Annotated in this window: 7 protein-coding genes; 1 reads left to right on the forward strand and 6 read right to left on the reverse strand. The window is 75.8% G+C overall.

Features of this window, described 5'->3' with window-relative positions; all coding sequences use genetic code 11:
• On the forward strand, positions 1-513 hold a 513-nt coding region (locus IE330_RS36050; RefSeq protein WP_190140402.1), incomplete at its 5' end, for a L,D-transpeptidase.
• Between the two features lie 395 nt (positions 514-908).
• On the opposite strand, the gene IE330_RS36055 is transcribed toward IE330_RS36050, so the two are convergent.
• The 6 genes from IE330_RS36055 to IE330_RS36080 form a co-directional block, all read right to left on the reverse strand.
• On the reverse strand, positions 909-1,469 hold the full coding sequence (locus tag IE330_RS36055) for an AAA family ATPase (protein WP_268257389.1): 561 nt from the start codon (positions 1,467-1,469) through the stop codon (positions 909-911).
• A 146-nt stretch (positions 1,470-1,615) separates the two neighbouring features.
• Entirely contained in the window at positions 1,616-3,916 is a 2,301-nt protein-coding gene (locus IE330_RS36060; protein WP_190140403.1) for a xanthine dehydrogenase family protein molybdopterin-binding subunit, read from the reverse strand.
• Between the two features lie 5 nt (positions 3,917-3,921).
• The gene (locus tag IE330_RS36065; protein WP_190140404.1) at positions 3,922-6,039 is read right to left on the reverse strand and encodes a 2Fe-2S iron-sulfur cluster-binding protein; all 2,118 of its coding nucleotides are present in this window, start codon (positions 6,037-6,039) and stop codon (positions 3,922-3,924) included.
• A complete protein-coding gene (locus tag IE330_RS36070; RefSeq protein WP_190140405.1) occupies positions 6,036-6,938 on the reverse strand; it encodes an FAD binding domain-containing protein in 903 nt (300 codons plus the stop codon). The genes IE330_RS36065 and IE330_RS36070 overlap by 4 nt, the downstream gene beginning before the upstream one ends.
• A 296-nt stretch (positions 6,939-7,234) precedes the next feature.
• Entirely contained in the window at positions 7,235-8,869 is a 1,635-nt protein-coding gene (locus tag IE330_RS36075; protein WP_190140406.1) for a beta-N-acetylhexosaminidase, read from the reverse strand.
• A 986-nt stretch (positions 8,870-9,855) separates the two neighbouring features.
• A complete protein-coding gene (locus IE330_RS36080; RefSeq protein WP_037825937.1) occupies positions 9,856-10,155 on the reverse strand; it encodes a DUF3039 domain-containing protein in 300 nt (99 codons plus the stop codon).
• Positions 10,156-10,265: the final 110 nt, after the last annotated feature.

Raw genomic sequence — 10,265 nt, forward strand, 5'->3', positions numbered from 1 at the left:
CAGCGCGCCGTCGCCGCCGGCGCCCTCGTGTTCGGGCTGACCGCCGGGTTCGGCGGCGGCTCCGGGGACGGCGGGCGCCCGGTCCCGCCCGCCGCGCCGAGCACGCGCTCCGCCGCGCCCGACGCGACCGTCGACCTGGCCGCTCGGACCCTGACCGTCGGGGACCGGCGGCTGCCCGTCTCCTCCGGGAGCGCCCGCCACCCCACGGAACCGGGCCGCATGACGGTCGTCGCCAAGCACCGCACGAAGCGGTTCGCCAGCGAGTCCGTCGGCCTCGGGAAGGAGTACGACGTCACGCTCCCCTGGGTGCTCGAACTGCGCGGCCCGGACGGCGCCACCACCTATGTCGTCGCCATGACGTACGCCGAGCGGGCCCCCGGCCGACAGGACACCACCCGCGGCTGGATCGGGCTCCGGTCCGCCGACGCGCGGTGGCTCTACGGGCGCCTGGCCCGTGGGTCCGTGCTGTCGGTGGAGGGCAGGGCCCCCGGCACGCCCGCCACCCCGCGCTGAGCGTCTCCGACGGGGCGCGCGCGCCAGTCGCCCCGTACGGGGGCTGCCGCCCGCTCGCACGCGGCAGCCCGCCGCCACGCACGAGGGCGTGCCCACCCGCACACTTGAGGGGCGGTTCCCATGGAGACCATGGGAACCGCCCCTCCTGGAGTGCTGGGATCAGCGGCCCCAGCCGGTGTCGTTGTCATCCCCCATGACGTGTCTCCCCCGTAGTGAGTCGTGTCGTGCGTCGCGCGGTGCCCGTCGCGCCCTGTGCGACGGGCGGTGCGCGTCGTGCTGTCGGAACACCTCGATGGTGCCCTGCGACTCGCCCCACTCAAAAGGGATTTATGGGGGGATGGGGCTTCTGGAACGCCATCGCGACAGTCCGGGCGACGGTCGGAGACATTCCGCGCTCAGGCCACCGCCGCCTCGGCAAGGCGCGCCAGCACCGCGTCCACCGTCCGGGCCACCGTCAACTCGGAGCTGTCGAGCCACAGCCCGATGCGCGGGGTGTCCGCCCGCAGCCCCTGGTCGAGCGCCTCGACGGTCCACTCGCCGTACCCGGTCTTGTGCCGGGCGGCCTCCCGGGCCGCGACCGCCTCCGGGCGCGGGGCGAGCACGACGACGTACAGGGGGCGCGTGCGCACCAGGCCGACGTACCGCTCCAGTTCCTCGCCGAGGATGACGTCCTGGACGATCGCGGTGAAGCCCGCGGCGGCGTACGCGTCGGCCGTGGCCGCCGACAGGCCGTAGCGGAGCCGGAGCTGGGCCTCCGCCTCGCCGCCCGCCCCGGGCTCGTACTCCTCGCGGCCGGAGACGATCATGCGCCGGAAGACGTCCCCGCGGACGTGCGCGGCCCGTGGCAGGCGCTCGGCGAGCGCCTGCGCGACCGTGGACTTGCCGGCGGCCATGATGCCGGTGATGACGACGACCCCCTCGGGGCCCGTACCGGTACGCGCTTCGCTGGTGTGCACGCGCGCGAACGTACCGCAGGGCGCCCCCGCGGATCCTCTCCTTTTCCGGCGGCCGCCCGCGCCTGGGCGCCCGCCGCAAGGGGCCCTCCCGCCACCGCGCCCGCCGCGCACGGCCCCGCCCGCGACGGCGACCGCCGCAAGGGCCCTCAGGCCAGCTCCGCCCCCACCGCCGCCTGCGGCCGGATCGGCAGCCGGTTGACGGGCCGGCCCGTCGCCGCCCGTACCGCCGACGCGATCGCCGCCGGGGACGTGACCACGGGCACGGCGCTGGCCGCCTTCGCCCCGAAGGGGGCCACGACGTCGCGCTCCTCCACGAGCTTCACGATGCGGATGTCCGGCGCGTCCAGGGCGGTCGGCAGGGCGTAGCCCGTCAGGTCGGGGTGGCGGACGATGCCGCGCGGCGTACGGAGGTTCTCCGTGAGCGCCGCGCCCACGCCCTGGGTGACGCCCGCCTCGATGCGCACCCGCAACTGCGCCGGGTTGAGGACGCGGCCGACGTCCTGGGCGACGGCGAGCTCCACCACGCGGACCGAGCCGAGTTCGATGTCCACGTCCACGACCGCGCGGATCGCGCAGAAGGCCATGCCCACGAAGGCGTCGCCCTGGCCGTCCGCGTCGAGCGGCTCTGTGGGGTGCGGGCGGCACTGGGCGGTGGCCCACAGCTCCTTGCCCTCCATGGCCTCCTCGACGGTCGTGGAGAGCACGCCGTCGTACGACGTGATCTTGCCGTCGGTGATCTGGAGCAGCTCCGTGGACATGCCGAACTTGTGCGCCAGGGGCTGGAGGAGCTGGGCACGGACCATCTTCGCGGCCCGCTCCACCGCGCCGCCCGACACCCAGGTGTGGCGGCCGTGGCAGCTCGGGCCCGCCGGGGGCTGGTCGGTGTCCACCGGGGCGACGCGTACGTCGTCGACGCCGAGGATCTCCTGGACGATCTGGCGGGCGAGCGTCGCGAAGCCCTGGCCGGTCTCGACGGCCGCGCAGATCACCGTCGCCACGCCGTCGTGCACCTTCACGGTGGCCGTGGCGACCTCGTCCGTGCCCTCCGCGCCCAGGAGCTGGACCATGCCGAGGCCGTAGCCGACGCCGCGCCGCACGGCGGCCGGCTCGCCCGCGCCCTCGGGGCCGCCGGGCAGCAGCCACTCCTCCGGAGGGGTGTCCTTGGGGAGCTCGGGCAGCGGGAAGTCGCGTACGGCCGTCAGGAGTTCGGCCACCGGGGCCGGGCACGTCACCGTCTGTCCGGTGGGCAGGACGTCACCGGTCGCCATCGCGTTGCGCAGCCGCACCTCGGCCGGGTCGAGGCCCAGCTTCTTGGCGAGCTTGTCCATCTGCGCCTCGTACGCCGCGCAGACCTGGAGGGCGCCCTCGCCGCGCACGTGCCCGGAGGGCGGGTTGTTCGTCCGCACCGCCCAGCCCTCGATGAAGGCGTTCGGGACCACGTAGGGGCCGCAGGCGAACGAGACGGCGGCGGCCAGCGCGTCCCCCGACGTGTCCGCGTACGCGCCCGCGTCGAGCAGGATCTGCGCCTCGACCTTCACCAGGCGGCCCTCCGCGTCCGCGTGGTGGCGGTAGCGCAGCAGCGTCGGGTGGCGGTGGGCGTGGCCGAGGAAGGACTCCTCGCGGGTCGCGGTGAGCTTGACCGGGCAGCCCGTGCGCAGCGCCAGCAGGCCGAGCGGGAGCTGGAAGCTCGCGTCCTCGCGGTCGGCCGTCGCGCCGGGCACACCCGTGACGACGACCTTCACCAGGTCGGGGGTGAGGCCGTACGCGGCGGCGGCCCGGTCGCGGTCGCCGTGCGGGTCGGTCGAGGCCACGTACAACTCCACCCCGCCGTCCGGGCGCGGCACCGCGAGCCCCGCCTCCGCGCCGATCGGCGCGGGGTCCTGGCGGCCGATGCGGTACAGGCCCTCGACGACGACCTCGCCGGTCGCACCGGGGTCGCCGTGGCGCAGCGGGATGTGCCGGATGAGGTTGCCGTCGGGGTGCAGCGGCGCGGCCTCGAAGGCCTGCTCGGGGTCGGTGACCGGGTCGAGCGCCTCGTACTCGACGATGATCGCGGCGGCGGCCATCCGGGCCGTGTCCGGGTGGTCGGCGGCGACGGCGGCGATGGGCTCGCCGTGGTGGCGCACGACGTCGGCGGCGAACACCGGCCGGTCGGCGGTCCCGCGGCCGTGCAGGGCCGCGCCCGGCACGTCCTCGTGCGTGACGACCGCGTGGACGCCCGGCAGCTCCCGCGCGTGGGTGGTGTCGATGGACACCACGCGCGCGTGCGCGTGCGGGGAGCGCAGGACGGCCGCCCACAGCAGGCCCTCGGCCCACAGGTCGGAGGCGTACGGGAAGGTGCCCTCGGTCTTGGCCCCGATGTCCGCCGACGGCAGCGAGGAGCCGATGCCGTGCGGCAGCTCGGCCCCCGTGCCGGAGGCGGCCGCGGTGACGGCTTCGTCGGTCACGCCGGTCACACCTGCTCTCCGTCCTGTCCGTACGGGCCCGCCTGGCGCGGGACGCGCGCCTCCCCGGCGGCGGCCTGCTCGTCCTGCTCCTGCTCGGCGGCGCCCTGGGCCGCGCGCTCGGCGACCACGTCGCGCACCGCGTCCAGGACGCCGCGGTAGCCCGAGCAGCGGCACAGGTTGCCGCAGAGCGCGCGCCGGGTCTCCAGGTCGCTGGGCGCGGGGTTGCCCTCCAGGAGGTCGTGCAGCGTCATGGCCATGCCGGGGACGCAGAAGCCGCACTGCACGGCGCCGCAGTTGGCGAGCGCCCGCTGGACGTCGGAGGGCCGCCCGTCGGCGGCCAGGCCCTCGACGGTGCGCACCTCGCTGCCCGCGGTGGTGGCCGCGGGCACCAGGCAGGAGGCCACGAGCCGCCCGTCCACCTGGACGTTGCAGGCGCCGCACTCGCCCTGCGAGCAGCCGTCCTTGGCGCCCGCGAGGCCGAGGCGCTCACGCAGCACGTAGAGCAGCGACTCGCCGATCCAGGCGTCGGTGACGGGCCGGTCGGAGCCGTTGACGCGCAGGACGTAGGAGACTAGGGGGTGCTCGTCGTGGTGCGCGACGGGCTCGGCCTCCTGCTGTGCCTCTTCGGGGTCCGGCTCCGCGTCCGGTTCCGCGTCCGCCGGGGGTTGCGGCTCGGTGGCGGCGTCCGGTTCCTCGTCCGGTACGGGCTCCGGGTCCGGGGCGGCCTGGGACTCCGGCTCCGGGGCGGCCACGGGCGCGGCGGGGGCCTTCGGGGCGGCGTCGGGCTGCGGCCCGGCGTCGGCCGTGGGGGCGGGCTCCGCGGCGGCGGTGGCCTCCTCCGGCTCCTCCGGGGGCGCCTCCGCGTCCGCGTGCTCCTGGGGAAGAACCGTCTCCTCCGGGGCGGCGGCCTCCGCCTCTACGGGCACGAACTCCGGCGTGTACCCGTCGGCCACGTGCTGCGGCTGAAGGGCCTGTCCGGGCTGGTCGGGCTGCTCGGGCGTGGCGGGCGGCTCGTGGGCGGCGTGCGGCTCCGGCGCGGAGGTTGCCTCGTGCGCGGGGGGCGGCTCGGGCGCGTGGGGCGGCTCGGGCGCCTCCAGCGGCTGCGGCTGCGCCGCCTCCTCCGGTACGTCCCGGGCGGGGCCGATCGAGCCGTCCGGGCGCTGGGCGACGACGAACAGCTTGGCCGTCCGCTCGAAGGGCGTCTCCTCGACGGAGGCGCGCTCCGCCGTCCCCTGCCCGGCGGCGGCCTCGGGCACGCCCGGCGCCTCCTCGGGGCCCGCGGGGGCCTCCGGCGCCTGGTCCAGGGGGGCTTCGGGCGCCTGGGCGGGCCAGGACGTCGCCCAGGGCGCGGGCGCGCCCCCCGGGAGCGTCGCGGGCGGCGTACCGCCCCACTGGGCCGCGAGGGACGACGTGGCGAACTCGCCCGATTCGTCCGGCAGGTCGCCGTCCGCCACGGGGATGGACCACTGCCCGGTCACGTCGTGGGCCGCGGGCGCGTGCCCGCCGCCGAGCGCCTGCCCGCCGCCCGCGGGCGGCTGCTCCGGCGACGCCGCGTCCGGGAACGTCCACTGGCCGGTGGCCCGGGGGTCGTAGGCGTCGTGGACCGGCCGACCGCCGTACGGGTGCTCGGCCGGCCGTCCGTCGTAGGGACCGTCGGCGGCGGGGCCGTCGTAGGGGCCGTCGGTGGCAGGGCCGTCGTACGGGCCGTCGGCCGTGGGGCCGTCGTAGGCGCCCTCGGCCGGCTCGCCGTACGGGTGGTGCGCGTGGTGCGGGTCGTGGCCGGGCTGCTCGTAGGCGTCGTGGCCCCCGTGCCCGAGCCGCGCGGACGGGTCCGGCCAGCTCACGGTCTGCGTGCCGCCGGGGGCGGGCGCGGCGCCCGTCACCTCGGGGGGCAGCACCCACACGCCCGTGGCGGCCGGGTCGGTGGCGTCCGCGGCGGTCGGCGCGACCGTTATCTGCGGCGGTACGTAGCCGTGCCCGGGGGCGGCGAGCGGCGTGCCCACGGCGTCGACGTCGTACTCGCCCTGCGGGATCTGGACGAACGCCGTGGCGTCGGCGTCGTACTCGCCCTGCGGGAGCGGCTCCCAGCCGCCGCCCGCCCCGTTGTTGCGACCGTCGGTCACGACAGTGCCCTCCCCAGTGCTCGTCGGGCCAGCGCGGCGACGGTGCGCCGCAGGTGCAGTACGGCGGGCGGGTGCGGCCGCTCGCTGCCGTCCTCGGCGGGCGGCTGGTCAGGGATGCAGGCGGCGGCCACGTACTCGCCGAAGGCCGTCAGGGCCTCCGGTACGAGCCCGCGCTCGCCGTCCCAGTCGATGAGCCCGGCCACCCACTGCTCCGCCTCCAGGGGGCGCAGGGGCATGGGCGCGATCGCCCCCACCGCACACCGCACACCCCGGCGCGCGGGGTCGAGGACCAGCGCGAGGGAGGCGAGGGCGCGGCCCGGGCCGGTGCGCCCGGTGGCCTTCAGGAAGACCTGGGGGGCGTGCAGGATCGGTACGCGCACGTAGCCGACGAGTTCGCCGGGGCGCAGCATCTCCATGCCCGCGAGCAGGTGGGAGACCGGGATCTCGCGCCGGGTGCCGCCGGGGCCCGCGATGATCAACACGGCTTCGAGCGCGGCGAGTACGGGCAGCGAGTCGCCGGTGGGCGCGGCCGAGGCGATGTTGCCGCCGAGCGTGCCCGCGTTGCGGATCTGGGGCGGTCCCGCGGCGCGCGCGGCGGCGGCGAGCGCCGGGATGAGCGCCGCGAAGTCGGGGCGGCCCATGCGCGCGTGGGTGAGCCCGGCGCCGAGCAGGGCGTGGCCGTCCTGGTACTGCCAGCCGCGGATCTCGCTGATGCGGCCGAGGCCGACGAGCGCGGCGGGGCGCAGCAGGCCGGCGTTGACCGACGACATCAGGTCCGTGCCGCCCGCGACGGGCACGGCTGCGGGCACGGCGGCGAGCGCCGCGACGGCCTCGTCGAGCGTGGCGGGCAGCGACACAGACTGCGCCCCCTGCGCCGCCCGCGGTGCGTGCGTGGTCAAAACCGGCTGCCCCTTCCCGATGGCCCGGCCCTTGCGTGCCGTGCCCACCGTTACGCCTGTTCCGCCGTACGGTACGTGCTCACAACCCGGACGTGGCAACTCTGGCACATCTTCACCGAGCCCCGGCGCGGGGGTCCGCTAGGAGACGTTCGTCCGCAGACCTGGGGGATATGCCGTTTTCGCACGCCCTCGCCGGTCAGCGGGAATTGCCGGTCTTCGGTCAGCCTCGTACGGCTTTCTCCTGGCGGCCCACGGTCGCAGGGCGGACCGCCAGGAGCACGCGCGCGGGGCGGACCTCACACGTTTGGGGGCGCCCCCTCGATCGGGCGTCCGAGCACGCCAGGACGTTTCTGCCAGGGCAGCGGGCCACCCGGCGGGCGGTAGGCCACGCCGAGGGCGTCAAGGCGGGCGTAGTGGGCGGTCATCCGATCCTGGAAACCGGTGAAGTCGCGCGCGGCGGGCGCCGGGAGCGCACTCCACGCGACCTCCGCGAACGCCGCGAGCCTCGGAAAGACCTGGTAGTCCACGCGTGCGGGGGACTCCATGACCTCCGTCCAGACGTTGGCCTGGGTACCGAGCACGTGCCGGGCCTCGTCCTCGGTGAGCTCCTTCGGCACCGGCTCGAAGCGGTAGACGTCCTCCAGGGTGCGGACGAAGCCGATGGGCACGGGCTCGTCGGCGCCGCCGTGCTGGCGGTGGTCGAGGTAGACGTGCTGCTCGGGGCACATGACGACGTCGTGGCCCGCCTTGGCCGCCGCGATGCCGCCGCCGTAGCCGCGCCAGGAGGAGACGGCCGCGCCCTCGGCGAGCCCGCCCTCCAGGATCTCGTCCCAGCCGATGAGCCGACGCCCGCGCGCGGCGAGCCACTTGTCGAAGTGCCGGATGAACCAGCTCTGCAACTCGTCCTCGTTGCTGACCCCGAGCTGCTCGATGCGCTCCTGTACGGCCTGGGAGTCCTTCCACTGCTCCTTGGGGCACTCGTCGCCGCCGACGTGGATGAACGTCGACGGGAACAGCTCCAGGACCTCCTCGAAGACCCCTTCGTAGAAGCGGAGCGTGCCGTCGGTGGGGGCGAGGACGTTGGGCGTGACGCCCCAGGTGTCCCACACGGACAGGGCGTTCGTGTCGATGACGTCGGTGTTGCCGAGTTCGGGGTACGCGGCGATGGCGGCCTGCGAGTGACCCGGTACGTCGATCTCCGGTACGACGGTGATGTGCCGGGCCGCCGCGTACGCGACGATCTCGCGGATGTCGTCCTGGGTGTAGAACCCGCCGTGCGGCTTCTCGTCCCACAACTCGGAAGCGCGGTGTCCCCATTTGGTGCGCGTCCGCCAGGCCCCGACCTCGGTGAGCCTCGGGTAGCGCTTGATCTCCACGCGCCACCCCTGGTCGTCGGTGAGGTGGAAGTGGAAGACGTTCAGCTTGTGCGCGGCGAGCAGGTCCAGGTAGCGGAACACGCCCTCCTTGGGCATGAAGTGCCGCGCCACGTCGAGCATCATGCCCCGCCAGCGGAAGCGGGGGGCGTCCTCGACGACGCCCTCGGGCACGGTCGTCCGCCCGGCGGCGACCGGGGCCCTGCGGAAGGCCGCCGGGCCGAGGAGCTGACGCAGCGTCTGGGCGCCCCAGAAGACGCCGGCCGCGTCGCCGCCGAGGATCTCGACGCCGTCGCCGGTGACGGTCAGGCGGTACGCCTCGGGGGCGAGCGCGGCGTCCCCCTCGGCGATGCGCAGGGAGATGGCGCCGGGGGTGCCCTCGGGGGCGGGCGCGAGCGGGAGTTGGAAGGCCGCCCCCAGCGTCGTGCGCAGCCAGCGCTCGGTGGACTCGGTGCCGGGGCCTGCCCAGAGCGTGGTCGACGCGTCGACGGTGAAGCCGTCGCCGCCCTGTGCGCCCTCGGCGCGGGCGGGCGCCGGGATCAGTTGCTCGAAGGTCATGGGGAGGAGGCTGCCATGGGCTTGCACGGGGTGAAAGGGGCTTTGCGGCCTGCGCAACGGGGGCTGGCCTCTAGGCCTTGAACGGGGTCTGGCGTCCCCGGGCCCTGGGGTGGTCGCCGGCGCTCCGCGCCTTGTCCTCACACGCCGGACGGGCTGGGGTGGTCGCGGCTGCGGGCATCACCGCCGACTGCGGGCCGGACTCGCCTTCATCGCGCTCCGCGCCTTGTCCTCAAACGCCGGACGGGCTGGAGCGGTCGCCGCTGCGCACATCGCCGCCGACTGCGGGCCGGACTCGCCTTCATCGCGCTCCGCGCCTTGTCCTCAAACGCCGGACGGGCTGGGGTGGTCGCGGCTGCGGGCATCGCCGCCATCTGCGGGCCCGACTCGCCCTCATCGCGCTCCGCGCTCGTCCTCAAACGCCGGACGGGCTGGGGTGGACGCGGCTGCGGGCTCGTCCTTGGCGTGCCGGACGGGTGGGATTGGCCGGTCGGGGTGGGCGCTCCGGAGGGTACGGGGCTGTGGCCGTCAGGGCGGGGTGCGGCCGGGGCACCGGGGTGGTGCGGGTGGGTGGTGAGCGTTAGGCGAGGGTCGCGGCCGTTAGGTCGGGGCTGCGCCTGGACGCCAGGGCAGTACGGGCGGGTGGGTGGGATGCCCGGCGTTGGACGAAGGCCGCAGCCGCCAGGTCGGGGCTTGGCCTGGACACCAGGGCGGCACGGGCGGGCGGGTGGGATGCCCGGCGTTGGACGAAAGCCGCAGCCGCCAGGTCGGGGCTTGGCCTGGACACCAGGGTGGCACGGGCGGGTGGGTGGGATGCCCGGCGGAGGTCGGGCCGCAGTCGTCAGGGGTGGCACATGGCCGGGTGGGGTCGCCCGGTGGGGTGGCCGGCGGGGCGTGGCTTGTGGGGTGGGCTCCGCCGGGCACCGGGGTGGTACGGGTGGGTGGGTGGGGAAGGGGCGTCCGGGGTGGTCGGCCGGGCGCGAGGGCGGCTACTTCTTGCCGCCGTCCTTACCGCCCTTGTCCTTGTCCCCACCCGCGCCCATGGACTCGTAGATCTCCTTGCACATGGGACAGACGGGATACTTCTTCGGGTCGCGGCCGGGGACCCACACCTTGCCGCAGAGCGCGACGACGGGGGTCCCGTCGAGGGCGCTCGCCATGATCTTGTCCTTCTGGACGTAATGCGCGTAGCGCTCGTGGTCACCGTCGCCGTGCGACACCTGCGGCGTCGGCTCTACGAGGGTCCCCGTACCTGCCCCGCGCTCGGGCTCGGGCTCAAGAGTGCTCATAGGTGCCAAGGGTACTCACGCCCGGCGCGTCCTGGCAGCGGCTGTCGCCCCCGCGCGCACCGCGCCCCGCGACCCCGTGCACGGCCAGGCCCGCGGCGGCCGCGGCGGCA

The sequence above is a fragment of the Streptomyces longispororuber genome, assembly GCF_014656095.1.
Taxonomy (GTDB): Bacteria; Actinomycetota; Actinomycetes; order Streptomycetales; family Streptomycetaceae; genus Streptomyces; species Streptomyces longispororuber.

What these genes read in the sequence shown, in the direction of transcription:
- IE330_RS36075 (WP_190140406.1), bottom strand. Translation starts at nt 8,869, where the DNA reads ATGACCTTCGAGCAACTGATCCCGGCGCCCGCCCGCGCCGAGGGCGCA.
- IE330_RS36080 (WP_037825937.1), bottom strand. Translation starts at nt 10,155, where the DNA reads ATGAGCACTCTTGAGCCCGAGCCCGAGCGCGGGGCAGGTACGGGGACC.